Source organism: Affinundibacterium seohonense (assembly GCF_014284305.1).
GTDB lineage: Bacteria > Pseudomonadota > Gammaproteobacteria > Burkholderiales > Burkholderiaceae_D > Undibacterium > Undibacterium seohonense.
Genome location: NZ_JACOFW010000009.1, coordinates 28,074 through 54,771 on the forward strand (window position 1 = coordinate 28,074; position 26,698 = coordinate 54,771).

Here is a 26,698-nt window from a genome sequence, read left to right on the forward strand (position 1 = left end):
TTGATAATGGGCGCAAGGATCGTTCGACATTACATCAAATCATGTCACTGAGCATCCTGCCTCACCATTATGTCAATGGTCAAAATTATCAGGAGACAAACATGAAACGCATGACCGGGCACCTCTATTTTTGGGTTTTACTCGCCATCTTTTGTGGCGGACTATTTGGATTTCTCGACGCCGCCAATGCGGTCAAATTAAAACCACTCGGCGACGGCTTTATCGCCCTAGTCAAAATGTTGATTAGCCCCGTGATCTTCTGCACAGTTGTGCTCGGCATCGCTGGCGCAGGTGATATGAAAAAAGTGGGACGAGTCGGTGGCAAGGCTTTGATCTATTTTGAAGTGGTGTCCACCCTCGCATTAGCCATCGGCTTACTCGTCGTCAACATTCTCAAACCAGGTGCGGGCTTCAATGTCGATCCCGCCACGCTCGACGGCAAAGCAGTCGCCACCTACGCCAAAGCAGCGCATGACCAAAGCACGGTGGACTTCCTGCTTCACATTATCCCGAAAACATTCACCGATGCCTTCACTGGCTCTGGCGATTTGTTGCAAGTCTTATTGGTCGCCATTTTGTTCGGCTATGCCATGATGCGTATGGGTAAAACTGGGCAAGCGGTACATCTGTTCATCGAAGAAGCCTCGCATATTTTCTTTGGCATGATGAATGTGATTATGAAGCTCGCTCCTATCGGTGCTGGTGCAGCCATGGCATTTACTATTGGCAAATACGGCCTAGCGTCTTTAAAGCCATTGGCGGCATTGATGGGCAGTTTCTATCTGACCTGCGCTTTATTTATCGTGATCATATTAGGTACGATCTCGAAGTTTGTCGGTTTCAATATCTTCCGCTTTATCGCCTACATCAAGGAAGAATTACTCACGGTACTCGGCACGTCCTCTTCCGAATCGGCGCTCGTTCCTTTGATGAGCAAGTTAGAAAAGATGGGTTGTTCGAAGTCAGTCGTTGGCTTGGTCGTGCCATCAGGCTATTCCTTCAATTTAGATGGCACCAATATTTACATGACGATGGCAGCAATCTTTGTGGCACAAGCCTTAAATATCGAACTCACATTGACTCAGGAATTGACCATGTTAGGTGTCGCCATGCTGACATCTAAAGGCGCATCAGGTGTTACCGGCGCGGGCTTCATCACCCTAGCAGCAACACTAGCGGTAATCCCCACCATTCCGGTTGCAGGTCTAGCTTTGATTCTCGGCATCGACCGCTTCATGTCCGAAGCCCGCGCTTTGACCAATTTCATCGGCAACGGCGTCGCGACAGTGGTGGTGTCACATTGGGAAGGCGAATTGAATCACGATGTTATGCATCAGGAATTGGGTAAGTCAGTTAAAGCGCCTGGAGTGGCCGATGATGTCGTTGCAGTGAGATTGCCAGCTTAAATTGTATGCCAAGTATGCTAGGCAAAATTGATGTTTTTGCCTAGTGTATGTGTCTGACTAAGTTAAGAATTGCACAAAATTAGAGAAGTGTTTTTTTATCGGTGTTTGAAATATTGTGGCGATAGCCTACTTCGATTTTGGTTTTGCTAAGCAGAGCTTTTTTGGATCGCCACTTTTGATTTGATAGCAGTTGGTGGATGAGCTTGAATGGGCAGAATTGAGCATCGCAACGAGCAACGAACATGTAGTAAACAATCAAACTCAGTAAGGGCAACGATCACCTTCCATTTCCTATTTCAAGCATTCTCACGAAGATCAAGAATGCATGAAGGATAGGCTCACACGCTACCCGTCAATACCTCGCAACATTTAAATACAGACAGACTTTTCACTCAAACCTTGAATATCTTTGCAACATCCTCTTTGTAAACTCGCCCTACCGGAACAATCGTACTGCCCAACGCAACTTCATTCGCTCTCATTAATGTGATGGCGCGATGTGCAACGATGTAAGAACGATGTACGCGGCTGAATTCCTCCCTAGGTAGGAGTTTTTCAAAATCAGAAATTTTCATCTGACTGAGAATGTGTCCGCCTGAATGGTAGACCGAAGTGAAATTGCCATTCGCTTTAATATATAGCAGCGTATCTAATGCAATTTGATGCTGCTTCTTATCGTCTTTTATAAAAATATTTTTAGCTTTCGCGGACTCTGATACAGGCAGTGTGTTTTGCAAGGCTTTCAATCGCGCCATATCTTGCAACACCTTTTCGACGGCGATTGAGAAACGGGCAAAATTGAAAGGTTTTAGCAGATAATCAGTAATCGCATACTCATAGCTTTCTAATGCGTAGTCCTTATGAGCGGAAACAATGATGACATAGGGGCGCTGACTGAGACTACGCAAAAACTCAAAGCCCGTGAGCCCGGGCATTTGAATATCCAAAAAAATCAGATCGACAGGATTACTTTCTAAAAGGCACTGCGCATCGGTCGCCCGAAAAACGCCATCGACAAAATGTAGTGCACCAAAGTCTTCTGCAAACTTTCGGACGATAGTATGGACAATAGGTTCGTCATCAACAATTACATAATTCAATGCCATAAGGGTGTCTCTACTAAGTCAAATCAATATTCACCTGCGCACGATACCGATCGCCGTCTTGGTGGCTTTGGTACTGGTGTTTGTTAGGAAAAAGCAAAGCCAAGCGACGCTGAACATTCTCTGTTCCCAAGCCTCCTTTGCCACGTTGTCGTTTATTTTTTTCTAGCACTTGGATATCAAAATTATTCTCTATCGTAAAAGTAATCGATTCTGAATCCGTACTTAATGTGAAATCAATGAACGCTTGGGAGGACAGCGTCTCCACGCCATGTTTAAACGCATTTTCCAGCAAATTAATAAACAGCAAGGGGGGAATGCGCTGCAGTGGATCGGCAATGTTTTTGTTAAAACGGATATCAATCTGGTGCTGCTGACGAATCTGATTAAGTTCAATAAAATTCTCTAAATAGGCAATTTCCTCGGCCACACTAACACTATCTTTACGTCCATCATAAATCGTAAATCGCATCATTTGCGCAAGTTTATGAATGACCTCTGGCGCGAGATCAGACTTGGCGACGGCGAGTCCATACAAATTATTTAGTGTGTTAAAGAAAAAATGCGGATTGATTTGGCTCTTCAATAAATTCAACTCTGCCTTCAAGGTTTCTTGATGTAAATGGTCGATCACTTGCGCTTGTTTGAATTTATCGAAAATCAAAAACACGATAGGGATCATTAGCGACAGCGTAATGAAGACCATCATCAGATCAGAGTTATTCAAGCGATAAACGGCGTAAAGCAAACCGGCATACAGTCCGCTCACCAAAAATATTTTTAAGAAGGTTTTCAAGCTCGTACTCAGAATGAATTGTCGTTTGACATGGTTTATGCGTCGTTCGTCATTGTCGTATTTATTTTGATTTTACAACCAGTATGATGAAAGCAATCAAAACTTTTGTGCTTTCAGCAGAGGCAATTATGCTAACCATACGCAATCTTTCTAAAACCTATGACAACGGCGTGCATGCGCTTAAATCCATTTCCTTAGATATCGAACCGGGATTATTCGGTCTGCTTGGCCCCAATGGTGCGGGTAAATCATCCTTGATGCGCACCATCGCGACTTTGCAAAAAGCCTCGCATGGTCAAATTAGTTTTGATAACAAAGATGTGATTCAAAATCCCAACATCTTACGCAGTTGCTTAGGTTATTTACCGCAAGAGTTTGGGGTCTATCCTAAAGTATCTTGTTATGACTTGCTCGATCACATCGCTCTATTGAAAGGTGTGGTCGATCATAAAGCGCGCAAAGCGCAAATTGAGCAGTTGCTACATCAAACCAATTTGTATGATGTGCGGAAAAAAGATGTGAGTTCGTATTCAGGCGGTATGCGTCAACGCTTTGGAATTGCGCAGGCATTACTTGGTTCGCCGCGCTTGATTATTGTGGACGAACCAACTGCCGGACTTGATCCACAAGAACGTAATCGCTTCCATAATTTATTGTGTGAAATCAGCGAAAATGTCATCGTCATCCTATCAACCCACATCGTTGAAGATGTCAGTCAGTTATGTCCCAACATGGCGATTTTGATTGATGGCGCAGTGTGTTTGCAAGGAAAACCAACACATCTCATTCAAGAAATGGATGGCAGCATCTGGAGCAAAATGGTACCGCGCAATCAAACCGCGCAATATAAAGAAAAATTTAATGTCATTTCTGAGCGTCTGGTCACGGGGCAAACACAGATCGTGATACAAAGTGAATTTCAACCAGAGATCGGTTTCGAACTGATCTCTGCCAGTTTAGAAGATGTGTATTTTGCGACCTTGAAAAAATTTGAAAAGGGAGCGCAACATGCTTAATCGCTTAGTCCTATTCGAATTAAAACTGTATCTTAAACAGGCGGGATTCTGGCTCGGTATTTTATTGTTTTGCGCATTGGCTTCGCTCATCACGACCCAGCGCGGCTCGGCTTTTTTATACGCAAACTCCTCCTACGCGATTACCCAGACGCTACTTTTTATCTCGCCGAATATTATTTTTCTGGTGTGTGCCTTAGCAACACCCGTATTGCTGCGTGACAGTCAATATAAAACCGAGTCCATGATATTCACCACGCCGCTCGACAAGTTTCACTACATGATGAGCCGCTTTTTGGGACTATTCTTAGCAGCGCTGTTGGTAATGTTTGCGATGTTGCTCGCCATGATCGTAACAAGCTTCTTTTTAGACGCCAAGCAAATAGGCCCATTCAGGCCGCATTACTATTTATCCAGCTTTGCCATCTTTATCATGCCCAGCGTTTTGCTTTGCACATCTATCATTTTTGCCACCGCAATCTTTACCAAGAATATGTTAGCGATCTATGTGGCTGCGATTATCGTGTATGTGTTGTATGTGATTGCTTCCGTGTTAGGCAACTCACCTTTGTTAGCCAGGTCATCGCCACTCACTAGTGGTAATTATGGATTTTCTGCTTTGTTGGAACCGTACGGCTTGATCGCCTACTTTGAGCAATCGGCGTATTGGGTAAACGCACAAAGAAATCAGATGGAACCGCAACTCTCTGGAAGTTTATTGAGCAATCGCTTGCTGTGGATCGCGATCAGCTTATCGATGTTCGCTTATACCTATCAACGATTCTCATTCAAATTGCAAGAAGAGCGCTCAAAGAAAGTTGAATTGGAAACGACAAGCTCTGGATTAAAGATTCAGCCTTATCAAGCGGTCGTCCCCAACCATCAGTTTGAGGATTTCCATATCGATATTTGGTTCTCAAAACTCAAAATAGAATATGCAAGCTTGGCCAGGGCGAAAGTCTTTTGGGTATTAATGATACTGACAATAGTTTTTGTGGCGGTACATCTGACAGTGGAAATGTTGACCGGGCCAATCAATGGCGCCCAGCCTTATTATGCGTCGAGTGAATTAGTCTTAGAATCGCTATTGGACCCCTTCATCATCTTCGGCAAATTAGTCGCTGTCATCTATGCCGTTGAATTATATTGGAATGACCGGGCGATCAATGCATATGCGATTATTGATGCCACGCCGACCAGCAACTTTACTTTTTTTCTCGCCAAACTCAGCAATGTCCTAGCGATTCTCTTTAGTCTGATCACCGCAGGCATGTTGACCGCGATTGTCTTTCAATTGCTGCGCGGCATAACAGATTTGAATTTCTCTGCCTATGCCCTGCTTTACTATTACGCAGGTGTACCTATTCTATCGGTGGCTTTATTGAGCTTGCTTTTGCAGTGTTTTGCAAAACACAAAGCAGTCGGATTTTTGCTTGCCATCGGTGTCTTCAGCCTCGATATCTTATGGAAGACGCTGAACGTCAAGCATCCTTTGCTGGTATTTGCTTACAGTCCGAAGTTTTATTTCTCTGAAATGGCAAACACGATTTATCACCATGAGGCTTTCCATTGGTACGGTTTCTACTGGCTATCATTAGGCGCCATCTTTGGCCTGCTCGCTGTGCAATATTGGCGCCGGGGTGAGCACTTGATTTCCACATCATGGACACGTAGTAGTAAAGCCTGGTTAGCTGGTTTTATGTTGTGTTTTGTTGGTTCTGGCAGCTACGTTTTTTATCAAACAAACATATTCAACACCTACATCAGCGCGAAAGATAAGTTGGCGTGGATGGAGCAATATGAGAAGCAGTACAGTCAATATAAGGACTTGCCGCAACCGACCATCACCAGCGTTAACTTCCAGGTAGATGTGGAACCGGAACAACGGTCTTATCAAGCCAAGGCACAGCTACAAATTAGCAATCAAAGCGCGCAGCCTATCAGTAAGATTTTAGTCAATGTACTCAAGCAACCGCACATACAACAAAGCATGCAGATCAAAGGCGCAAAACTGATTTCATACGATGCTGCGTATCAAAGCTATTGGTTTGCGCTGGAACCTGCGATGCAAGCAAACGAAACGCGAGATGTGACGTTATCCTTGGCCGTCACACATAATGCTTTTGCTAAATTAGATGGTGAACATTGGGTTACCAAAGGTGGCAGTTATATTGAATTGGAAGATGTGTTACCACAGTTTGGCTTCGATTCACGTTATGTGATCAGCGATGAACAAGAACGTAAGAGCCGTGGCTTAGCGCCTTCTAAATTGGCGATTCCAAGTGATCGCGATCAACTTGCAAAAGAAGATCATGCGCATTTTGAAGCCACACTATCGACACCGCTTGCCAGCCGCCAAACAATGGTGACTGTCGGTCAATTACAGCGCCAATGGCAGCAAGAGGGGCGTCAATTTTTTCACTACAAGACATCAAATAAAGTAGCGCTGCAACTGGCTATGATCTCGGCGCAATTTGCCATAAAAGAAGCGCGGCATAATGGTGTGGATATTCGCCTTTATCGCAGTCCTAAACATGATAAAGATGATGCCTTGGTTTTGGATGCTTTGACCAAAACGATGGATTATTTTGCGACGCATTTACAAGCGTATCCTGATAAACAGTTCACCGTGGTGGAACTACCGTACTTCGCCAAGGCGCAATCATTTGGTAGCGCGCAACCTGGCATGTATTTGGGTGTGGAAAATCGCTTCTTTAACTTAGATAATCGAGGCGCTGAAAAGAATCCTTTATTAAATGGCGTCTCGCACGAATTTGCACATCAATTTTGGGGATTTGCCATTGATCCGAATCACATTGGCGGCTATTCGATGTTGACGGAAGTGTTGTGCAAATACATAGAACTCGTCATGATGAATAAGCTCTATGGCGAGACCGCCAACTTGGAGGCGATACATCAGGCAATCGACCGTTACTTACGCTTGCGCCCTTACAGCCACAACACCGAACGTCCTTTGTTCAGTGTCGGCATGGAGCCACATATCTATTACAACAAAGGCCAGCATAGTATGCATGCCCTGATGGGTTTGATTGGCGAGGAGAAGATCAATATCGCGTTGCGTAATTTACTCAAGGATTTCGCGTATCCACGCAAGCCAACTTCTTTGGACTTATTGAATCTGTTTTATCAGCAAGCGGATAATGCGCAGAAGAAGGTGATTGATGATTTGTTCAAACGTGTCGTATTTCACGATTTCACGATACACAATGCAAAATCGGTGCAATTAGCGAATGGTGAATACGAGACGACTATTGATCTCAGTACGCTCAAATTTGTCGTGAACCAAGCCAATAATCTTGAGGAGAAAGAGCGCATTGATGAAGAAATCGAAGTCGCTTTATTTACCAACTTCCCAATCGAGAAACAAGCGGACAGAATTTTGCTGACGAAACACCTATTCACACAAGATCGCAGCGTTCTCAAACTTCGTAGCCGTGAACAGCCTCAGTATGTGCAAATTGATCCACGACGCCTGCGAATCGACCGGACACCAGGGGATAATTTGTTCAAAATTGAAAAGTAGCTGAAGAAAAAGTCACGCTGGTTTATCGACTTTCACAAATGTTGATCAAGCTAAATCAACGCGAAAAGCTCATACCAAAAGACTTGGCTGAAGAATTTCGCGTCAACCTTCGCACTATTCAACGTGACTTGAATATTCGGTTTGCTTATTTGCCTTTGGAGAAAAAATATGGTTGGTACCGTCTCAGTGCGCATTACTTGGGAAAGCTCAGCACGAAAGATATTGATCGGTTTGCTGGGCTAGCTGGCGTGAAAGGCTTGTTTCCATCGCTGTCCGATGAATTTTTGGGTGAACTATTTGACGCTCGCATCGAATCCAATATGCTGGTGCAAGGGCATAACTATGAGGATTTGACGCAGTTACAAAAAGAATTTTCGCAGCTAGAAAAAGCGATTAAGGAACGAAAGAAAATTTCCTTCAGCTATTTGAAAAATGATGCGACGAAATCCTATGAGAAGATCGCTCCGTACAAACTGATCAACAATAAAGGCATCTGGTATTTGGCAGCCCAAGACAAAGATAAGCTGAAAACTTTTTCCTTTACAAAAATTCGTGATCTGTTTATGTCATCGGAAGTTTTTGTGTGGGATGAAGCGGTAAATCAACAATTGCTCAATGAAGACGGTATCTGGCTCTCAACGTCAAAGCAAACAATTACCATGTCTGTGAGTAAAGAAATCGCACATTACTTTAAGCGTCGAAAGTTGATTCCACTTCAGGTGATCGAAGAGGAAAAATCTGACGGGAGTTTGCTAGTCACATCGACGGTCGCGCATTTGAATCAGATTTTTCCCATTATTCGGTATTGGATTCCGCATATTCAGATTGTGTCGCCACCGGAACTACAGGATCAAATGCTTGATGAGCTAGCGTCTTATCAAAGCCGATTCTGACGCTCAATCGCGTCCCAAGTTGCGCTCGATCCGGATGGCAATCGCTTGCGTGCCTTTGTCGCTAGCCAATTGAAATTGTGAACAAGAAATCGATTTGTTGTTAGATATCGCTAAAAATAGGAGATCCTTTGCAACTTAGTTTGCAACTTAGTTTGCAAGAACGATGATTTACATCAGAATGCATGCACACACCTTTTTTAGGAGTTCGCATGCATTTCTTTTTTCCTGCTACCGCGAAACATCGTTTCTCGATGTTTGCCATACTCATTACGATTGTCACCTTAGTTTATTTCGGATTAGAGTCAGTGCAGCCGCCTGCACCACTGACCGAAACGCCCAAAGCGGATCAGTTTTCTCTCTCAGCAGCCCAAGCGCAGTTACAGAAAATCACCCAAGATAAGCATCCTATTGCCAGTGCGGGTCATACGAAAGTGCGCGAGTACTTGTTGGCTGAGCTCACGGCGATGGGACTCACTCCCGAGGTGCATAGAACCTTCGCCAGCTTCGAAAAAGGCACCGCCAACGGCCAGGTACAAAACATCGTGGTACGTTTGGCTGGTCGCAATCATAGCCAAGATCAAACCAAGAGAGCAGTACTTTTGCTGGCGCACTACGATGCCGTTCCCACTAGTTTTGGTGCTGGTGATGACGGGGTTTCGGTGATTGCCATCTTGCAGACTTTACGCGCCTTAAAAGCCCAAGCACCTTTGGCCAACGATATTATTGCCTTACTTAGTGACGGTGAAGAAGTCGGCTTATTAGGGGCGTCTGGTTTTGCGCAATCGCATCCGTGGATGAAAGATGTAGGCATCGTGCTCAACTTTGACAACCGTGGCAACGCCGGACCCGTCATGATGTTTGAACCATCAGCTGGTAACGGTAAACTGATCGCGAGTCTGGCGCAGGCGGTGCCTGGTGTGATCAGCAATTCGATGATGTATGAAGTGTATAAAGCTTTGCCGAATGACACGGACTTTACGGTGTTTCGTAAGCAAGGCGTGCCCGGCTTAAATTTCGCGATGATACAAAATATATCGAGTTACCACACGCGTTATGACCGAGCCGACTTGATCAGTCCCGCTTCACAACAGCAACAAGGTCAAATGATGTTGCAACTGGCACGGCATTTTGGCAATCAAGATTTAAGCGCATATCAATCATCTGCCAACGCTGAAGACCACGTCTATTTCAGTTTTCCATTACTCGGCTTGGTGCATTATCCAGCAAACTTTGCCTTAACTCTTGCGCTCATCATTGCCGCTTTGAGTGTCGCCGTGTTTTGGATGTCCAGGAAAAGATCTCAGGTTCGCATCGTTGCTAGCTTGGGTGGTGCGGTCAGTTTCATACTTATCATCGTGGGGATCGGCTTCTTGACACAGCAGGCATGGAACCTGGTCTTCAAATTAAGCCCTGCTTATCTTGAGATGCATGATCAAGATACCGGGCATTATTATTTATTGGGCGTACTCGTGATGAGTGCGGTGATATTCGGCTTGTGGCAGCGTTGGCTAACGCGCTGGATACGCGCAAAAGAATTGGCTTTTGGCGCCGCAATGGTTTGGATTATTCTACTTTTTGTCACCAGCTACCGGTTTCCCGGCGCGAGCTTCCTCTTTGCGTGGCCTTTAGCCGCCGTCATGCTGTCATGGCTAGGCTTAGAATTGATGAAATGCAAGGACGACTCTGCCTCTTCCGCTTGGATCTACCTCGCTGGCGGTGCGTTCGCCATCATCCTGTCTTCGCCACTAGTTTTGCTATTTAACATTGCATTGGGCTTTCATTCTTTGGGCGTGCCTGTCATTCTGTTCATTCTCTTTTTGGGATTGGTCACGCCTTTGTTAGTGTGGATTTTGCAGGAATTGCGTGCCCGAATTTTCCTTATTGCCGGCGCGTTTGCATTTGCTTTTGGCGCGATCGCCACAGAGAATTTTCATCAAGCACACCCTATTCCCAAGCAGCTAGTGTATATCGCCATGCCGCAACAACAGCACAGCTTTTGGCTGGCACCGCAACGCCTCTTAGATCGAAAAACATTGACCATGTTTAATACCGATGCCATACAAAGAACGGTACCAGAAGTTCTCGGCAAAGAAAGTGCGCGCAGTGAATGGAAGTATTGGGTAACGAAGGCACCCGATGTCGGTATCGCCGCTCCTTCCGTGCGTATCGTGTCGGATCAAATTCTTGGTGATCAACGTGAAATCGTCGCTCATATCAGTAGTCCCGATCAAGCTAGCAACGTCAGGATACAAATTGAAGGGGGCAAAGTTTTATCAGCCAAGCTCCAGGATCAAATTTTAAGCACTGCAGCCAAGGACAAATGGGTGACGAGCGTCCATGCGATGGCGAAGGAAGGTGTCACTTTGCGCTTCCAGATCGCTAAAGATCAAGCGCCAAACAGTATGAAGATACGAGCGACGGATACCTTTTATGTGATGCCAGCGAGTGCCAAAAATTTGCTGGTGCCTACGGGCGTCGATTTGGTAATGCAGACGGTAACTTTGGTGGATATTCCTTAAGGCTTGTTGGGCTTCGCTGCACTCAGCACCAACCTACGTCAAGAAACTGGTAGGTTGGTGCTGAGCGCAGCGAAGCCCAACACCGTTGGCAGCAATTACCCTGTGCGTATCGCCACCAACAAACCATCAGCCGCATCTTCAATATAATCCAACACCGTATCAAAACCCCGTCCTCCTCCGTAATAAGGATCGGGAACAACATCAGACGGACTATGCGTAGCATAGGACATCATCAGCTTTAATTTATGTTGGTACTGCGTAGGACATTGATCTTGCAGAAGATGTAAATTGTCTTTATCCATCGCTAAAACTAGATCAAACTTTTCGAAATCGCTGGCATTGACCTGACGCGCTCTTTGCTTCGACAAATCATAGCCACGCTTTCGTGCAAATTCTTGTGAACGCAAATCAGGCGGTTCGCCCACGTGATAGGCATGCGTGCCAGCTGAATCAATCAATAATTGATCGAGCAAACCCGCCTCTTGGGCTTTGCCGCGAAACACACCTTCGGCCGTCGGCGAGCGACAAATATTCCCCATACAAACGAATAATATGGCATTCAATTTCAGTGCAGTCATCATGTATCCTCGGTCATTGATGTCGTAAATTATACTGAGATTGCATCACTCTCGTTAATGACTTTAGCGCGCCCCCTATGGTCTAATATGTGAATTAGCCCGGCCCTAGCAATTTACTTTCATCTATGTCAGATCCTATTCAAAATTTATTACAGCAAGCTATCACCCACCATCAGCAAGGCCGTTTGCAACTGGCGGAAGATACTTACGCACAGGTTTTACAAATCAATCCGCGCCAGTTTGACGCCTTACATTTGATTGGCGTGATTGCCAAGCAACGTGGTGACCACGAAACTGCACTGAACTTTTTTGCCAAAGCGATTCAGGTCGATGCACGACAAGCAAAAGTTCATTGCAATCTCGGTGCAACCTTACAAGAACTGGGTAAATCCGAAGAAGCTTTAGCGTGCTACGAGCTAGCAATATCACTGCAAGCCGATTATGCAATGGCCTGGAATAATCGTGGCAATTGTCTACGGCATCTAGGTCGCTTTGAAGAGGCATTGGAGAGCTTCACCAAAGCAATGGAATTACAAATTGCCTACCCTGAAGCCTATTTGAACCGCGCAGTTTGTTTGCAAGACATGAACCAACACGAGCACGCCTTGCTCGATGTAGAAGACGCCTTACGGTCGCGGCGGCACTACCCTGCAGCCCAATTTGCGCGGGGTTTTAGCTTGCAACAATTGCGACGTTACGAACTCGCCTTGGTGGCGTACGAGCTCGCATTCGATACATCGTCATCACCACAACAACAGGCCGCGGTGATTTGCAATCAAGGGATGATATTGGCCAAACTGAAACGCGATCAAGAAGCACTTGCCACTTTTCAGCGGGCGATAGAAATACGACCGGACTTTGGCAACGCCTATCTGCAACTAGGCCACCTATATCGAAGCACCAATAAGCAAGCCGAGGCAGTACAAGCTTATCAAAACGCCTCCCATTACCTGACCGATACAGCCCTACAAGAACAACTGCGCTATTTGTTAGCCAGTTTAGGGCAAGAAGCGATGCCGTCGGCTGCACCGATCACATATGTGAAAGAATTATTTGATCAATACGCCGAACATTTCGACACTCACTTGCAAGAACACCTCGCTTATCGTATCCCTGAGCTCTTACAAGATGCTGTACAAGGATTGATCGTCAATAAAACACTATCAAGTCTCGATTTAGGCTGCGGTACGGGTTTGTGCGCCGATTATTTACGATCGATATCAACGAGCTTGATTGGTGTCGATGTTTCGGAAAACATGTTAGCAAAAGCCGCGCAACGAGGCGACTACAGCGAACTGGTTTGCGATGATATCGTCCATTATCTTCAACGAGAGCAGCGCACGTTCGACCTGATATTGGCAGCTGACGTGTTGGTGTATTTTGGCGATTTAGGGACAGTCTTTGATCTGGTCAAGCGCAGGCTAGTACAGGGAGGTTTCTTCACATTTTCTGTCGAATTATCAGACACTGCCGACATTCATTTGCACAGCACTCAACGCTACCAACATTCACGAGCGTACATCGACAAGATGGCGCAACAATTTGGATTTCACGTCGCACATGGCGAGCAACATATCGGACGCCATGAAGCGCAAATCGAGGTCAAGAGCCTGATCATGGTTTTGCGAGCGATTTAAGATCGACATTTACGATCGACGCCAGAAATAGAGTAAGGCACACAAAGCAGAACCGACGATGACTAAAAGGCGTGTGTCATTACCAATCAGATACGGGTAAAACATCAGTGCCAAGCCGCCCCATTTCAGTCGTGGATTCGTGGTTTTTCTCCCGATTTGAAAGCAATATAGCCCGATCACGCCAAAGAGAATAGAAATGACGATGTAAGTCGGGCTAGGCAACATCCCGATTAATTCGGTCAACAAGAGTTCTTCATTCATCGGGGATAGGGATAATGTTGAGGAGCTCACATAGTAAGGCCAAAACCTCCGCCTTTGTACTTTATGGAAATAAACGTCCTACGATCTTACGCGTCAAGGGCGCGAACACCATCACCAGCGGAAAAGCGCATGCCCACGCCACCAAAAATGCGCGGGTCCATCGTAGAAAAAATCCGTCGCTCAATCCAGTATTCAAGGCTGTCAATATGCCTGACATGCAAAGCGCCATGAACATCGACATGATGAGCGCAAAGCTAAGTTGTAGTTTCTTTTCTTTAGTCATAATTTAAGGGGAATTGTGATTACTTATTGGAAAAACAGCGCGACACTCACGCCGACGCCGCCAAACCAGATCAAAGAGCGAATCGTGCCGCGATTCATCAAATAGGCTGCGACATACAAGCAACGTAAGATCACGAAGGCGATCGCCAAGCCATCGATGGTCGTTTGCTGGCCTTGTGCCTGCTGCGCTAACAAGACGCCTGCGATAAACAAGGGCAAGGCCTCAAAACCGTTATTTTGTGCGGCAATGGCACGTTGTGGCCAGCCACTCAGCTTTGCCGCCCACTCTCGCGGGTGGTTGTTATCGTAACCACCGTGTTTGCGTGAGAGTTTTGCGCTACTGCCTTTGGCAAATCCGACAGTCACAATCGGAATAAAACATGCTGCCAATACACACCAATTTGCTATCGTCATGATTTGTTTTCCCAGTTGTCAATAATGTTCGAGGTGAAAGTTCGACTACCTCTGCCGCGCCATGATAATGGAATTTACATTTTGCCGTTGGGAACACGCATCTAGAATCGTGTCCATTATCGATTCGCATTTTCTAAAAGTTCAGTCTTTGATGTTGATCGCCCTTTTTCAATAGCTCGACTTTTTCGATTGATTAGTAATTTATATTCGATTTGAATGAGCAATGGGTGATCCATATACTAGAACTCATCAGCTTACACCGCATCACATACCGTGACGCGACCCGTAGTGATAACTGATTCATAGACAAGGAGATTGACCATGCATATTGACATCCAAGCGCGCGGTTTCGAACTGACAGACGGCTTGCGCGAACACACCATGCGACGCTTAAGCTTTGCCACGGATTGGGCGCGCGATGAAGTACGACGAGTCACTGTTCGTTTATCCGATATCAATGGCCCACGTGGCGGCGAAGACAAGCGTTGTCTGATTCAAATCCCGCTGGCAGGCAGAACAGATATTGTGATCGATGAATTGGATTCCGATCTCTACGTCGCCATCGATAAAGCGATAGGCAGAATAGAGCGAGTGCTGGCAAAACAAATTGAACGTGCACGTGAACACCACCACGCCACCTTGAAAAAGACACCTGCTGCGGATCCGCAAGAAAGCGAACAAGCAGAATATGTTGAGCACTAAACGAATCTTGGAGAACACGAAATCATGAGACAGTATGCAACCGATAGTCCCGAAGCCATGGCGCGCATCATTGCGCTCTCGATGTTGGTTGATGGGGGCCTTGATAAATCCGAGCTTGATGTGATGGTGCGTTACGGTGTCTTAGCGCGTTTAGGCATGTCAGATGCCGATTTTGAAAAAATCGTTCATCTGCTGTGCGAAGATATGCTGCAATGCGTGCCAGGAATACATCATGGACAAATTGAACTCGACGACGATAGCATCGACGGCATTTTGCAGGAAGTTCAAGACTCACGGCTACGCAAAACGCTGTTAAAGATCATGCTAGCGGTGGTCGATGCAGATCAGCGTTTGAGTGATGGTGAGGCGATCTTGATCTCTAGGGCAATGGAGCAATGGGAACTCGATCTGATCGAAGTCAGCAACTTAGTTTGTGCTTCTGCCTCGCAGAGCTATGACACGGAACAACAAGCTTATGTACTACGTCATCCTAAGAATGTCTCGTCACAGTCCAGCGTGTCTACGCCTTCCATTTTGGAAACGCATTTCTAAACTGATCCACCAACACCATGCCAAAAAAATTTCTGCGACGTATCTTACCGAATCAGGACAGTATCCAAAAATTCGAGGTCAGCCGACGCTTCACCAGTCGGCTCGACCTGCCTGAAATTTGGTTAGTACAACGTGAAAAAATTGCTGTCGGTCTCGCAATTGGGGTCTTTTGTGGGATGATCCCCGGCCCCTTGCAAATGATTTCAGCAATCGCACTGACCTTGTATTTACGGGTCAACTTGCCGATGGCCTTAATCGGTACCTTTCTGACGAATCCCTTGACCATCGTTCCCATCTACATGCTGGCCTATGCAATCGGGCAAAGCGCGCTGGGCAGCACTGACTGGCGACAATTGCCAGAAATGCCGGTAACGGATTGGGCCTCACCCGCGGCAGCGATGGAAACTTGGATCAGCTGGATTGGCGGCTTAGGCACGCCATGGTTAGTTGGTATGATCTTGTTAGCAGCGGCACTGTCTGCTTTAGCCTATTGCGCCGTCCAGTTGATCTGGCGCGTCCATCAACATCTGACCATGAAGCGTAGGCGCTCGCAACGACAACAACGGAGCACATCGTTGCGACAAAATTTGCGCGATAATTCTGCCGTTCATCGCCATTTCAACTGAAGAAAGCAAACCCATGGCAGCACTCAATTTCAAACATTTACGCTACTACTGGATGGTCGCCAAGACAGGCAGTATCGCCAAAGCAGCAGAGCAATTACATCTAACGGCGCATGCGATCAGTGGCCAGATCAACGAGTTTGAAGAGACCTTGGGAGTGGAATTGTTTCGTAAAGCCGGACGGAATATTGAACTCACCGAGGCGGGACGGCGGATTTTGAATTATGCCGACACCATCTTCAACACCAGTGATCAATTACTCGATGAATTACGCGATCAGATGGCCACGCGCCGACGCACGCTGCGCATCGGCATCGCCGACGCCGTCCCCAAAATTATCGCGTATCGACTCATCCAGCCAGCACTGACAATTGAAGAGCCGATCCGGATTAATTGCCGTGAAGGTCGTTTAGATTTGCTGTTGGGCGAATTGGCTTTGCATAAGCTCGACCTCATTATTGCCGATCGACCGTTAACGCCGGGCTCTAACGTGCGCGCCTACAACCATTTACTCGGTGAATGCGGCTTGACTGTATTTGCCACGTCGACTTTAGCGAGACAGTTCAAAGGAAAGTTTCCTCAAAAATTAAACCAAGCGCCATTTCTGATTCCAGGTGAAGACGTTGCGATTCAGGGAAAATTATTGCGTTGGTTTGATGAGAATCAAATACGCCCGACCATCGTAGGCGAATTTGACGACGGGGCATTGATGAAAGCGTTTGGTAGTGGGGGCGCGGGGTTCTTTGTCGCACCTAGCGCCATGCAACGCGACATCTGCTTGCAATACAATGTGGTGGCAGTTGGCGACATTCCCAACGTGGTTGAACAAATTTATGTGATCACCACCGAACGACGTCTATCCGATCCTGCCATCGTCACCATTAATCAAACGGCTAAGAACGATATCTTTGGGCAGCGCGCATATAGCTAAGTGGTTCAATATCTAGCTTGGGGAAATCAGCCTTGGCGGCTTAAGACTGATCGATGGGCACCGTCAAACCAGTGCTTTTTTACGACATCCAATGAGTTCACTGCGCCAGGCTTTATAGGCGACAACTACGCTGCCCAAGACCCAAACCGCACTCAATACGACATCGACAACGCGATCCTTGTTACTGCACTTGCCATCAATTTGGCAATCTGCACTAACACTCAAGACGCCAAGCACTGAAATGCTAGCAAAGATTCCTAAGGAGTAAACCAAGGCACACAGGAGCCGACGGATCACAGGGCTTGATTGAAACTCTTGTTCAATTTTGACATTCGCGCTTTGCATGTGAGATCAAATTTAGATGAAAAGATTTTATTAACTTTAGTGTCGCTTTATTATGATTATGCCGCAAAATCGGCAAAAAATACGTCATTACGCGATACTCTCATATCAATTTGTGAATGACTTCACACCCAGCACACAAATCTGAAGACAAACTTCACGGTCAACACATCAGCATTATCTACAGTAGTGACTCCTCAACCTGGAGTCAACTATGCAAAAAACTTTATTTATCAAAATGCTGATGGTCGGCGTGTTAATGCTAATTATAGGCATTCCTTTGTCGATGATAGAAAATACTATCAGTACACGCTTACAATTTCGAAATGAAGCCGTGCGCAGTATTGCTGCAGATTCGGTCGGCCAACAGAGCCTGCTCGGTCCCGTGTTAGTCATTCCTTACAGTGAACAGTATGAGGAAGAGGAAGTGATTGATGCCGCCAGCAAGCGCAGTGTAATGCGTCAGCGTGTCCTGCAGAAGCGACTGTTTGTATTCCCCAACGAATTGACAATGCAGTCGACGATCGATACCGATCAACGTTATCGCGGGATTCATAAAGTCTTGGTATATAGCGGCGCTAATGAACTCAACGGCAGTTTTACGCTACCAGAGCAAAACGCGTTTCGACGGGAAAAAAGCGATTCGATCATCGTCGTCGCTCCCGCTTATGTGAGTATCGGCTTGGGTGACACGCGTGGTTTGAAGAACGTACCCAGCATCAATTGGGACGGAAAGGCCGTCGAGTTCCAACAAAACAGCCAACTTCACAGCTTCAAACAAGGCTTACACGCCCCTTTAGGCAAACTCGATTTCACTACAGCCAAGACGAGCAAATTTCAGCTGAGCCTACATATCGACGGGATTGAACAATTTGCTATGATCCCTATCGCTAAAAACAATCAGGTCACGATCCGTTCGAAGTGGCAGCATCCGCAATTTTATGGACGATTTCTGCCTTCAACCAAAGAGCGTAAGATCGATGCCAATGGTTTTAGTGCGACGTGGAAAATCTCGTCCTTATCAAGCAATGCGCAGCAACAATTCTTAAATAGTGAGAACGGCCAATTCGATGATACGCCGCCAGTCAATGTGCCGCCAGGTATGGTTATCCCTGCCAAAAATGCGGAGCAAATCGATAGCTTCGGCGTAGCCTTTATTGAACCTATCAATATCTATTCTCAAGCGGATCGTGCCATCAAATATGGTCTGTTATTTATTGCCCTGAGTTTTGCCGCGTTCTTCCTGTTTGAAATTTTGAAACAATTACCCATACATCCGGTGCAGTATGCTTTGGTCGGCTTGGCGCTGGTGCTGTTCTTCTTGCTACTCGTCAGTTTGTCCGAGCATATCCAATTCGCCTTGGCGTATTTAATCGCTAGTACGGCGTGCTTGAGTTTGATTAGTTTTTATCTCAGTTATGCCTTGCATAGCTGGCGCCGCGGTGTCGGTTTTGGTGCCGCGTTGACGCTCTTATACTCGGTTCTATTTGGCCTGTTACAGTCCGAAAATAATGCCCTGATTATGGGAAGTATCCTGTTGTTCAGTGTATTGGCCGCCATCATGTTGATCACGCGCAAAGTCGATTGGTATCAGATCGGTAAGAGCAGCGTTTCCAGCCCTGTCAGCAATCCTTAATCATCATCTCTCAATATCGGCTTTGGGTATGAATTTCCTCATGGGGATTCATACCCTTTTTTTGCAAGAGAAATCACTGCATCTCCGTACAAGTATCATAAAGACTTCCTATTTCATTAAATAAAGGCATCAAAAAAAAAGCTCTTGCCGACTTCAATTCGAAAAAACCACGATTAAAAAAGTTGCAGATGCACGGCATTTAAATGTGGACTAAGATACCTGTAGACAACTTTAGGTGTAATTCATTCTACCTCTCAATTCGCTGTGCACTTTCACAAGGCTAGCTTCACATGCTGATCGGTAATGTGGTGACGCAATCTCAGCGCCCGTGGCAAATCTTGCTATGCCTGCTGCTGTCAGTTTGGGGAATGCTCACTGCCCATGCTGCCGTTGTAGGCTCCTTACGATTTGAGCATATTGGTCAAGAACAGGGCTTTGTCCAACAATCGATTTCGTCTATTGCACAAGATCAGCAGGGCTTTATGTGGTTTGGAACCCAAGCCGGCTTGGTCAAATTTGATGGCTATCGGACGACTGTTTTTCAAAGTGACCCTCGCAACCCTAAAACCATCAGCGACAACTTTGCCTCCGCTTTGTATATGCACCGTGATGGCAGTCTGTGGATAGGAACCCAGTCTGGTCTGAGCTTATTTGACCGAAACACCAATACGTTTACAAACTTCATCCGACGCGACAAAAATTCTGGGTTATCAGGCAATTACAAAATCTATGCGATCGTCAACGATGGGGCTGACGGCTTATGGTTGGCGACGGACTATGGCCTGATGCACTTCAATATGCTGACCAAAACATTTGAGGATTATCGCCACGATAAAGATGTACCAGACAGCTTACGCGACGACTTAATCAACGATCTGGTGCGTGACGATCAAAACAATCTTTGGATTGCGACCCCGATTGGACTAGATAAATTCGATCCAAAGACTAAACGCTTCGAACACATCGACATCAATCTCAGTAATCGCTCGAATCTACGACAAAACAATGTCATCGCGCTTTCCATTGATAAAGACCACGTTCTGTGGATAGGTAGTGACGCTGGCTTATCCAAATTTGCATTACATCAGAACAAGCCTATCGTACAGCCCTTTGCGGATCGCGAAAACTTTGATTTATCGCACATACAGGCGCTCTATCACGATCATAACAACACACTTTGGGTGGGTACCGTGAGCCAAGGATTGTTGCGATACACAAAAGCCTCTGGCGTGTTTGAACAGTTCCGACATCGACCACTCGACCCGAACAGCCTGCTGCACAACCATGTGAGTAAGATTTTTCAGGATCAAAGCGGTGCCTTATGGGTTGGCGCGAAATCAGCGGGTCTAAGTCGAGTTGATCTAGCTAGTGGTGGTTTTAGTCGCTTTGTGCAGTTTCAAGACGATGCTACTGGTATGAGTGACAATCGCATTCGCGCGATTGCACCTGCCGATAAAGATCATCTTTGGCTCGGCACCTATGCCGGTGGCATGTTAAAGCTCAATTTGCATAATCAACACGTGGAAGTCTGGCAAAAAGATCCTCAAAAAAAACATAGTCTCCAAGATAACCAAATCGCGAGCTTTTTACCGGAGAAAGACGGGCGTATGTGGATTGGTACGCGCTCAGGATTGACATTATTTGATCCTAAACAAGATCGCTTCACACCTGTCTTCATCAGCCACGATACCAATGATAATTACATCGAACGGATGATACTTGATCACACCGGTGCCATGTGGATCTCTAGTCGCGGTGGACTTCATCGACGTCAGCCGGGTGAAAAGCACTTTACGACGTTTCGCCATGATGCCGATGATCCTGACAGCATCGCGAATAATTGGGCCTTATCGATCATGGAAGATAAGCGTGGCGTCATTTGGATAGGCACAATGAATGGTCTAGATTATTTTGACCGCACCACAGAAAAATTCATCCACCTGAAGCATGACGACGCTATCAAAGACAGTATCAGCCATAATCGCGTGCATGCCTTATTTGAGGACAGTAGCGGCAAACTGTGGGTCGGGACTTCTGGCGGTTTAAACAAGATGGAAAAAACCGCGGATGGTAAATTCCAATTTACTTTTTTTCCGACCAAAGCGGATGGTTCTGCCGAATCCGTGGGAGGAATTCTGGAAGACAAATCTGGCAATATCTGGTTCAGTAACACCGCCGGTATTTCGCGTATTGATCGGCAATCTGGTCGAGTTAAAAATTACACTGCCAAAGACGGCATGATCGAAGGCTCCTTCCTAATAGGCGCAGTTTTGATGTCGGAAGATGGCACCATGAATTTTGGTGGATGGACTGGCCTAACCCGTTTTAAGCCAGAAGATATTTCGGATAACACGATCCCGCCAAAAGTAGTCATCACGGATTTTTTAATCTCCAATCAATCAATCGGGAGTTTAAAGAACAGTCATAGTCCTCGCTTGCAAGGTGCCATCAGCGATGCCAAAGAAATCAAACTAAGCTATCTCGATTCGATTTTTTCAATAGAATTTTCTGCTCTGCATTTTGCCAACCCGATGGGCAATGAATATGCTTATCAGCTGGTCGGTTTTGATCCCGGCTGGGTCGACACTGACGCAAAAAAACGTTTCGCAACCTATACCAATTTAGATCCTGGCCAATATACCTTTCGGGTCAAAGCCAGCAATAAGAATGGTATTTGGAACGAGGAGGGAATCTCTTTATCCATCAATATTTCACCACCGTTCTGGAAAACCTGGTGGTTTAGATTATTGTTCGTGGTGTTTCTCATCGGCTTAACCTATGCCTTCTTTGTGTTCCGCGTGCGTCAATTGATGCAACAAAAATTATTGTTGGAAGACCAGGTTGCTCTTCGAACCCAAGAATTACAAAATCAAAAGCTTGCGGTCGAAAAGCAAAAAGAGACGCTCGAACATGCCCATAGAAATATCTCCTTATTGAGTGAAATCGGCAAAGAGATTACGGCGACCTTAGACACTGACGCGATCATCAAGCTACTCTATCGAAATGTAAATAACTTGATGGACGCGACCGTATTTGGTATTGGCTTTTATGATCCAGGGCGCAATCAAATTGACTTTCCATTCGTGATCGAGGCTGGCGAACGCTATGCCCCATACACCCGTGATTGCGCGAATAAAAATCAATTCACAGTTTGGTGCATCGATCACAGAAAAGAACTTTTCATCAATGATTTATACCAAGAGTATCACCACTATATTCAAGATTTAACGCTCACAGAAAACCCTAAGAGCTGGGGAGCGGTTCTCGACAATGGCGCTGTATCGGTTACACCTTTATCGATACTGTACGTGCCCTTCTTCGTGAAAAGCGAAATTCGTGGTGTGATCGGTGTGCAAAGTTTCATCAAGGACGCCTACCAATCAACCGATCTAGATATTTTGCGTACGCTAGCGTCTTACGTCGGTATCGCTCTGGACAATGCTGAAGCGTATCGACAATTGCAAGAAACGCAGGCGCAATTAGTCGAGCGTGAAAAATTAGCCGCCCTAGGCTCTTTGGTTGCGGGTGTGGCACATGAACTCAATACGCCGTTGGGCAATAGTCTATTGATCGCCAGCGCGATTGAAGATAGCGTGCACAGCATTTCCGACACAATTGCGCGTGGCTCGATTAAACGATCTGACTTCAAAAACTTTGCTGAACGTTGCATAGAGGCTTGTACTTTGCTGATCCGAAGTTTACACACTAGCGCGAATCTGGTGAGCAGTTTCAAACAAGTCGCGGTTGACCAAGCCAGTGCGCAGTCACGCCTCTTTGATTTAAAAAAGACCACCATTGAAATTGTCGCCACCATGATGAATCAAGTGCGTCAATTAGAGCACGAGCTATCGATTGACATCCCCGAGAATATTGCCATGCATAGTTATCCTGGCTCCTATGGACAAGTCCTAATTAACCTCTTACAAAACGCTATGTTGCATGGCTTTGAAGGACGCCAACACGGCGTCATGACAATCAGTGCGTGTTTGCTCACGGCAGAACGTGTACAAATTAAATTTGAAGACAACGGTGTGGGTATCAAAGAGGAATATTTACACCGTATTTTTGAGCCTTTCTTCACCACGAAGCTAGGACACGGTGGCTCAGGCTTGGGGCTCAATGTCACCTACAACATCGTCAATTCTTTATTGGGCGGACAAATTCGCGTCGAGAGTGTGATCGATAAAGGCACGGTATTCATCCTAGAATTACCTGTGAATGTGATCGACGGCCAGTCCGAGCAAGACTGAATGAGACATCCTAATCTGAATCGTTACGCTTAGTTGACATAGCCCCCAAGCCTCGCCCAGATAGCAATCTCTGGCAATCATCATTCCCATCGTCATGCGCTCTCTCAATGCTTGTAAGCTTCCCGCTTTTGACGTCGGCATACCCGATTTTTCATACGGAATCAAAAAATATTTCCCCAGAAAAATAGTTGATAAGCATCATCTAAATACAATAAAAAACAACAGTTCAAATACCCTTTATGACATTTTTTTAAGAATCTGTTTGTCTATTTAAATTGTTGAATACATACTCCTGCTTGGCGCTGAAATTGATATAAATCAAATTCCAGCGACCAAATAAGTGCTTAAAAATAAACTGTAAGTTTTTTTCTTCAATGAAACTTAATAGCAGTTAAAGCACTTTGACGATAAAAATAGCCTGTATTTCAACAAGTTAGCAATTTATAGTTAAAACCAAATCTGGGAGACAAAACTCAAATGAAAAAATTAATCAAATATACGCTGGTGGCATCTGCTGTGATGTCATGCTTTGCAGCCAACGCGGGCGAAATCAAAGGAATCAACGCACAAAACGTGATCGCTAATCGCTACATCGTTGTATTCAAAGACAATGCGATGATGAGTGCACGCGGTGAACGCCAAACATCCGCCAATGTTGCGAGAGCCGTTGGTATGCGTTTTGGCGCTAAAGTTGAACGTTCATTCAACCATGTATTGAATGGCGCAGTCATTACTACCGACGTGGAAAACGCAAAAAGTCTGGCCGATGATCCGGCCGTTGACTATGTGGAAGCGGACCAAGTGATGAGAATTAGCGGCACCCAAACTGGCGCAACTTGGGGTCTCGATCGCATTGATCAAACCAATTTGCCATTGAATGGCTCTTTCACTTACCCAAGCAGCAGCGGTGTCCACGCCTATATCTTGGATACAGGTATTCGCGGTACCCACAATGACTTCTCTGGTCGCATGGGCAATGGCTATACGGCTGTCAATGACGGTCAAGGTACCAATGACTGCCAAGGTCATGGCACGCACGTTGCTGGTACGGTCGGTGGCACCACTTGGGGTGTAGCAAAAAACGTGACATTGCATCCAGTACGTGTATTGGGTTGCGACGGTAGCGGTTCAAACTCTGGTGTGATTGCGGGGATGGATTGGGTAGCAGCCAATGCAGTAAAACCAGCAGTAGCAAACATGTCTTTGGGCGGTGGTGCATCACAAGCGACTGACGACGCGATTGCTCGTATGACCAACGCTGGCATCGCCACCGTGGTAGCTGCTGGCAATGACTCTAGCAACGCCTGTAACTACTCACCAGCACGTGCACCGAGTGCCATCACAGTCGGCTCCACAACTAGCAGTGATGCCATGTCTAGCTTCTCCAACTACGGTTCTTGCGTTGATGTGTATGGTCCAGGTTCTAACATCACTTCAGCATCCTACAGTTCCAACACTGGCTCGACTTCGATGTCAGGAACATCGATGGCGTCACCACATTTGGCTGGTGTCGCTGCCTTGTATTTAGCTGCCAATCCAAACGCCACACCATCACAAGTCACAGCAGCGATTGTCAATAATTCTACGACAGGCAAAATTTCTGGCATTCCATCTGGCGTGAATAAATTTGTTAACATCCAATTCTTAAATGGTGATGTTGTGACGCCGCCAACTGGTGGCGTATTGACGAAAGACGTTGCAAAATCCTTCTCTGCAGCGACAGGCCAAAGTGCAGCTTACACGTTCGTTGTTCCGACTGGCGCAACGAATTTGACATTCAAAATGACAGGTGGCACTGGTGATGGTGACTTGTATACAAAACTGGGCTCAGCACCAACAACCACCGATTTCTTAGCGAAATCTGACGGCACGACCAATACAGAAACCATCACCATCGCAACACCAACAGCGGGTACTTACCATTTGTTAGCACGTGCTGATGCAGCGGTGAGTGGTGCATCGATTGTTGCTAGCTATCAAACTGGTACAACGCCACCAAGCGGCACAGCATTAGTCAGTGGCACTGCGCAGGGCGTCAGCTTAGCGACCAATGCCTCTAAGCTCTACTACATCACGGTTCCAGCGGGTAAGACGAGTTTGACCTTTACACTGACAGGCGGCACTGGTGATGGTGATTTGTATGCGCGCATGACAACCGCACCAACCACAACTAGTTTCACCAAAAAATCTGATGGCTCGACTAACACCGAAACAATCAGCTTCAGCGCTCCAGCAGCTGGCACTTACTACTTGTTAGTCAATGCCTATGCAACTGTCAGTGGTGCAAGTGTGAAAGCCGTAGTGCAATAAGTTTTTGAAAACCTAGTGAACGTGTTTAACTAGTCCTTTTCACGTTCACTATTATTCATTATTAAAAACTCGTAGTAAAAAAGCCGTCGATTTCACAGTCGACGGCTTTTTAACTTTAAAGCGAGACAAGAACTTTAATGTCAAACAGCAGCATAAAGCTGCTCCGCCCTCTGCATCAAAACCCAGCTAGTCAAAATGTATTTGTCGCCAGAAATCGGCACACAACCTCGGTGGGTATGGGTGAAATAAGCGGGGGCAATGACCATTCTGCCTGTCCTTGGAGCGATCGCTTTTTTCTGATAATAGAACTCGGTTTGGCCGCCCTCCTCCACATCGTTCAGGTAATACATAAACAGCAGACTACGATGCAATTGCTCATTATGTGGTGCCATCGGAAACACCTCGCAGTGCCAATAACGATAATTGCCACTACCCTGAGGATATTTTTGCGCTTGTATGGTACCGAGTCGATACAGGTATTGCATCAAGTCAGAAGTTTTGCCAGCAGCGAGTTCGTCATAATTTTCATCCGTCAACCCTGTGGGTACACCAGTGACTGGATGCGGCAAGGTCAACGCGAGCGGAGCGATTAGGGCGAAGCGATACTTCTCCATATAAGCAGCGACATACTGCGCCGTGACCGTAGAAATATGCTGCAACAAATCCGCATACTCAGCATGGGAGTTCAACAAAAGATCGCTACTGATTTTCTTACTGGTATCCACCAGACCACCGGCCTTGCCTTGTATCAAATGCGGGCTCTGATCAAACGCCGCGATCATTTTTTGGCAAAACTCTGGGCTCAAAGCCCCATCATAAATTTCAATAAAATCGTCCATCTGCTCTCCATCAATACGAGCGAATTGAGTACCACACGTCGACAATGATTCTAACAATCAAACAACA

21 protein-coding genes are annotated in these 26,698 nt (G+C 46.0%); 13 read left to right on the plus strand and 8 right to left on the minus strand.

Features of this window, described 5'->3' with window-relative positions; translation table 11 throughout:
* The first annotated feature begins 101 nt into the window (after positions 1-101).
* Complete coding sequence (locus tag H8K52_RS09820; RefSeq protein WP_186922727.1) at positions 102-1,406, plus strand: dicarboxylate/amino acid:cation symporter; 1,305 nt, start codon at positions 102-104, stop codon at positions 1,404-1,406.
* Between the two features lie 392 nt (positions 1,407-1,798).
* On the opposite strand, the gene H8K52_RS09825 is transcribed toward H8K52_RS09820, so the two are convergent.
* Entirely contained in the window at positions 1,799-2,512 is a 714-nt protein-coding gene (locus H8K52_RS09825) for a LytR/AlgR family response regulator transcription factor (protein ID WP_186922728.1), read from the minus strand.
* Between the two features lie 13 nt (positions 2,513-2,525).
* On the minus strand, positions 2,526-3,305 hold the full coding sequence (locus H8K52_RS09830) for a sensor histidine kinase (RefSeq protein WP_186922729.1): 780 nt from the start codon (positions 3,303-3,305) through the stop codon (positions 2,526-2,528).
* A 128-nt stretch (positions 3,306-3,433) separates the two neighbouring features.
* Between H8K52_RS09830 and H8K52_RS09835 the strand changes: the two genes are divergently transcribed.
* The 4 genes from H8K52_RS09835 (at position 3,434) to H8K52_RS09850 (ending at position 11,274) form a co-directional block, all read left to right on the plus strand.
* The gene (locus tag H8K52_RS09835; RefSeq protein ID WP_186922833.1) at positions 3,434-4,321 is read left to right on the plus strand and encodes an ABC transporter ATP-binding protein; all 888 of its coding nucleotides are present in this window, start codon (positions 3,434-3,436) and stop codon (positions 4,319-4,321) included.
* Entirely contained in the window at positions 4,314-7,862 is a 3,549-nt protein-coding gene (locus tag H8K52_RS09840; RefSeq protein WP_186922730.1) for a M1 family aminopeptidase, read from the plus strand. Before H8K52_RS09835 ends, H8K52_RS09840 begins: the two co-directional genes overlap by 8 nt.
* Before the next feature lie 38 nt (positions 7,863-7,900).
* Positions 7,901-8,755, plus strand: a complete 855-nt coding sequence (locus tag H8K52_RS09845; RefSeq protein ID WP_186922731.1) for a helix-turn-helix transcriptional regulator — start codon at positions 7,901-7,903, stop codon at positions 8,753-8,755.
* A gap of 209 nt (positions 8,756-8,964) precedes the next feature.
* Positions 8,965-11,274, plus strand: coding sequence for a M28 family peptidase (locus tag H8K52_RS09850; RefSeq protein ID WP_186922732.1), 2,310 nt, complete (start codon positions 8,965-8,967; stop codon positions 11,272-11,274).
* 95 nt (positions 11,275-11,369) lie between these two features.
* Here the strand turns inward: H8K52_RS09850 and H8K52_RS09855 are convergent, their stop codons facing one another.
* A complete protein-coding gene (locus H8K52_RS09855) occupies positions 11,370-11,852 on the minus strand; it encodes a low molecular weight protein-tyrosine-phosphatase (RefSeq protein WP_186922733.1) in 483 nt (160 codons plus the stop codon).
* A gap of 125 nt (positions 11,853-11,977) precedes the next feature.
* Here H8K52_RS09855 and H8K52_RS09860 point away from each other — a divergent pair, with 125 nt between their 5' ends.
* Positions 11,978-13,489, plus strand: coding sequence for a tetratricopeptide repeat protein (locus H8K52_RS09860; protein ID WP_186922734.1), 1,512 nt, complete (start codon positions 11,978-11,980; stop codon positions 13,487-13,489).
* Positions 13,490-13,498: 9 nt separating this feature from the next.
* On the opposite strand, the gene H8K52_RS09865 is transcribed toward H8K52_RS09860, so the two are convergent.
* From H8K52_RS09865 to H8K52_RS09875, 3 genes are all read right to left on the minus strand, one after another.
* Positions 13,499-13,750 carry a hypothetical protein gene (locus H8K52_RS09865; protein WP_186922735.1) on the minus strand — a complete coding sequence of 84 codons (252 nt, stop codon included), beginning with the start codon at positions 13,748-13,750 and terminating at the stop codon, positions 13,499-13,501.
* A 61-nt stretch (positions 13,751-13,811) separates the two neighbouring features.
* Positions 13,812-14,033, minus strand: a complete 222-nt coding sequence (locus H8K52_RS09870; RefSeq protein WP_186922736.1) for a DUF2798 domain-containing protein — start codon at positions 14,031-14,033, stop codon at positions 13,812-13,814.
* A gap of 23 nt (positions 14,034-14,056) precedes the next feature.
* Complete coding sequence (locus H8K52_RS09875; RefSeq protein WP_186922737.1) at positions 14,057-14,446, minus strand: MAPEG family protein; 390 nt, start codon at positions 14,444-14,446, stop codon at positions 14,057-14,059.
* Between the two features lie 321 nt (positions 14,447-14,767).
* Here H8K52_RS09875 and H8K52_RS09880 point away from each other — a divergent pair, with 321 nt between their 5' ends.
* From H8K52_RS09880 to nhaR, 4 genes are read left to right on the plus strand one after another with little or no spacing between them, the layout of a single operon-like run.
* Positions 14,768-15,148, plus strand: a complete 381-nt coding sequence (locus H8K52_RS09880) for an HPF/RaiA family ribosome-associated protein (RefSeq protein WP_186922738.1) — start codon at positions 14,768-14,770, stop codon at positions 15,146-15,148.
* A gap of 24 nt (positions 15,149-15,172) precedes the next feature.
* Positions 15,173-15,700 (plus strand): tellurite resistance TerB family protein, encoded by a 528-nt coding sequence (locus H8K52_RS09885; RefSeq protein ID WP_186922739.1) that lies wholly within the window; start codon positions 15,173-15,175, stop codon positions 15,698-15,700.
* Between the two features lie 17 nt (positions 15,701-15,717).
* Complete coding sequence (locus H8K52_RS09890; protein ID WP_186922740.1) at positions 15,718-16,326, plus strand: DUF2062 domain-containing protein; 609 nt, start codon at positions 15,718-15,720, stop codon at positions 16,324-16,326.
* Positions 16,327-16,339: 13 nt separating this feature from the next.
* A complete protein-coding gene (nhaR, locus tag H8K52_RS09895; RefSeq protein WP_186922741.1) occupies positions 16,340-17,254 on the plus strand; it encodes a transcriptional activator NhaR in 915 nt (304 codons plus the stop codon).
* A 63-nt stretch (positions 17,255-17,317) separates the two neighbouring features.
* On the opposite strand, the gene H8K52_RS09900 is transcribed toward nhaR, so the two are convergent.
* Positions 17,318-17,599 carry a hypothetical protein gene (locus H8K52_RS09900; protein WP_186922742.1) on the minus strand — a complete coding sequence of 94 codons (282 nt, stop codon included), beginning with the start codon at positions 17,597-17,599 and terminating at the stop codon, positions 17,318-17,320.
* A gap of 211 nt (positions 17,600-17,810) precedes the next feature.
* Here H8K52_RS09900 and creD point away from each other — a divergent pair, with 211 nt between their 5' ends.
* The 3 genes from creD (at position 17,811) to H8K52_RS09915 (ending at position 25,792) form a co-directional block, all read left to right on the plus strand.
* The gene (creD, locus tag H8K52_RS09905; RefSeq protein ID WP_186922743.1) at positions 17,811-19,232 is read left to right on the plus strand and encodes a cell envelope integrity protein CreD; all 1,422 of its coding nucleotides are present in this window, start codon (positions 17,811-17,813) and stop codon (positions 19,230-19,232) included.
* A gap of 290 nt (positions 19,233-19,522) precedes the next feature.
* Positions 19,523-23,482, plus strand: a complete 3,960-nt coding sequence (locus H8K52_RS09910; RefSeq protein ID WP_186922744.1) for a sensor histidine kinase — start codon at positions 19,523-19,525, stop codon at positions 23,480-23,482.
* A gap of 477 nt (positions 23,483-23,959) precedes the next feature.
* The gene (locus tag H8K52_RS09915; RefSeq protein ID WP_186922745.1) at positions 23,960-25,792 is read left to right on the plus strand and encodes a S8 family peptidase; all 1,833 of its coding nucleotides are present in this window, start codon (positions 23,960-23,962) and stop codon (positions 25,790-25,792) included.
* 140 nt (positions 25,793-25,932) lie between these two features.
* Here H8K52_RS09915 and H8K52_RS09920 read toward each other — a convergent pair whose 3' ends face one another.
* Positions 25,933-26,631, minus strand: coding sequence for a 2OG-Fe(II) oxygenase (locus H8K52_RS09920; RefSeq protein ID WP_186922746.1), 699 nt, complete (start codon positions 26,629-26,631; stop codon positions 25,933-25,935).
* Positions 26,632-26,698 lie beyond the last annotated feature (67 nt).

Excerpts from the sequence above, each read along its gene's own strand:
- H8K52_RS09820 (WP_186922727.1), top strand. The coding sequence starts at position 102 with ATGAAACGCATGACCGGGCACCTCTATTTTTGGGTTTTACTCGCCATC.
- H8K52_RS09855 (WP_186922733.1), bottom strand. The coding sequence starts at position 11,852 with ATGACTGCACTGAAATTGAATGCCATATTATTCGTTTGTATGGGGAAT.
- H8K52_RS09920 (WP_186922746.1), bottom strand. The coding sequence starts at position 26,631 with ATGGACGATTTTATTGAAATTTATGATGGGGCTTTGAGCCCAGAGTTT.
- H8K52_RS09860 (WP_186922734.1), top strand. The coding sequence starts at position 11,978 with ATGTCAGATCCTATTCAAAATTTATTACAGCAAGCTATCACCCACCAT.
- nhaR (WP_186922741.1), top strand. The coding sequence starts at position 16,340 with ATGGCAGCACTCAATTTCAAACATTTACGCTACTACTGGATGGTCGCC.
- H8K52_RS09840 (WP_186922730.1), top strand. The coding sequence starts at position 4,314 with ATGCTTAATCGCTTAGTCCTATTCGAATTAAAACTGTATCTTAAACAG.
- H8K52_RS09850 (WP_186922732.1), top strand. The coding sequence starts at position 8,965 with ATGCATTTCTTTTTTCCTGCTACCGCGAAACATCGTTTCTCGATGTTT.
- H8K52_RS09825 (WP_186922728.1), bottom strand. The coding sequence starts at position 2,512 with ATGGCATTGAATTATGTAATTGTTGATGACGAACCTATTGTCCATACT.
- H8K52_RS09845 (WP_186922731.1), top strand. The coding sequence starts at position 7,901 with ATGTTGATCAAGCTAAATCAACGCGAAAAGCTCATACCAAAAGACTTG.
- H8K52_RS09890 (WP_186922740.1), top strand. The coding sequence starts at position 15,718 with ATGCCAAAAAAATTTCTGCGACGTATCTTACCGAATCAGGACAGTATC.
- H8K52_RS09875 (WP_186922737.1), bottom strand. The coding sequence starts at position 14,446 with ATGACGATAGCAAATTGGTGTGTATTGGCAGCATGTTTTATTCCGATT.
- H8K52_RS09865 (WP_186922735.1), bottom strand. The coding sequence starts at position 13,750 with ATGAATGAAGAACTCTTGTTGACCGAATTAATCGGGATGTTGCCTAGC.
- H8K52_RS09880 (WP_186922738.1), top strand. The coding sequence starts at position 14,768 with ATGCATATTGACATCCAAGCGCGCGGTTTCGAACTGACAGACGGCTTG.
- H8K52_RS09910 (WP_186922744.1), top strand. The coding sequence starts at position 19,523 with ATGCTGATCGGTAATGTGGTGACGCAATCTCAGCGCCCGTGGCAAATC.
- H8K52_RS09915 (WP_186922745.1), top strand. The coding sequence starts at position 23,960 with ATGAAAAAATTAATCAAATATACGCTGGTGGCATCTGCTGTGATGTCA.
- H8K52_RS09870 (WP_186922736.1), bottom strand. The coding sequence starts at position 14,033 with ATGACTAAAGAAAAGAAACTACAACTTAGCTTTGCGCTCATCATGTCG.
- H8K52_RS09835 (WP_186922833.1), top strand. The coding sequence starts at position 3,434 with ATGCTAACCATACGCAATCTTTCTAAAACCTATGACAACGGCGTGCAT.
- creD (WP_186922743.1), top strand. The coding sequence starts at position 17,811 with ATGCAAAAAACTTTATTTATCAAAATGCTGATGGTCGGCGTGTTAATG.
- H8K52_RS09900 (WP_186922742.1), bottom strand. The coding sequence starts at position 17,599 with ATGCAAAGCGCGAATGTCAAAATTGAACAAGAGTTTCAATCAAGCCCT.
- H8K52_RS09885 (WP_186922739.1), top strand. The coding sequence starts at position 15,173 with ATGAGACAGTATGCAACCGATAGTCCCGAAGCCATGGCGCGCATCATT.